Annotated in this window: 1 protein-coding gene; it reads right to left on the reverse strand. The window is 61.5% G+C overall.

What is annotated here, in order from left to right; genetic code table 11:
• Window positions 1-946: outer membrane protein assembly factor BamA (bamA, locus tag CAG34_RS27310; RefSeq protein WP_085593523.1), on the reverse strand; the 946-nt coding region annotated here is incomplete at both ends.

Consider the following 946-nt stretch of genomic DNA (forward strand, 5'->3'; position numbering starts at 1 on the left):
CCGGGTCGACCACGAACATGATGTCGACGGTGTGGTCTTCATCGTTCGGCTGCGGCACGCCGTTGACGTTGGCGAAGGTGTAGCCTTCGTTACCCAGGCGGCGGGTGATCAGCTCGGAAGTGCTGGTCATCACCTTGCGCGAGAACACCTGGCCAGGCTGCACCAGCAGCAGCGACTTGACCTGGTCTTCCGGCACCTTCAGGTCACCGGACAGCTTCACGTCACGGACGGTGTACTTCTCGCCTTCGTTGATGTTGACGGTGATGTAGACGTGTTTCTTGTCGGGCGTGATGGACACCTGGGTGGAGGCGATGTCCATGTTGATGTAGCCGCGGTCCAGGTAGTAGGAACGCAGGCGCTCCAGGTCACCGGAGAGCTTTTCGCGGGCGTACTTGTCGTCGTTCTTGAAGAACGACAGCCAGTTGGTGGTCTTCAGCTCGAACAGCTGCGCCAGGGTCTCGTCGTCGAACACGTTGTTGCCAACGATGTTGATGTGCTGGATGGCGGCGACGGTGCCTTCGTTGATCTTGATCTTCAGCGCCACACGGTTGCGCGGCTGCGGCACCACCTCGGCGTCGACCTCGGCCGAGTAGCGGCCCTGGGCCACGTACTGGCGCTGCAGTTCGTTACGCACACCTTCGAGGGTGGCACGCTGGAAGATCTCGCCTTCGGCCAGGCCGGATTGCTTCAGGCCCTTCATCAGGTCTTCGGTGCTGATGGCCTTGTTGCCTTCGATCTCGATGCTCGACACCGACGGGCGCTCGACCACGTTGATGATCAGGACATTGCCATCGCGGTTCAGCTGGATGTCCTGGAAGAAGCCGGTCTTGAACAGGGAACGGGTCGACTCCACCAGTCGGCGGTCATCGGCCTGGTCGCCGACGTTCAGCGGCAAGGCACCGAAGACACTGCCGGCGGAAACCCGCTGCAGGCCGTTGACGCGGAT

Origin of the sequence: Pseudomonas sp. B14(2017), from assembly GCF_002113255.1 — a bacterium.
Taxonomy (GTDB): domain Bacteria; phylum Pseudomonadota; class Gammaproteobacteria; order Pseudomonadales; family Pseudomonadaceae; genus Aquipseudomonas; species Aquipseudomonas putida_Z.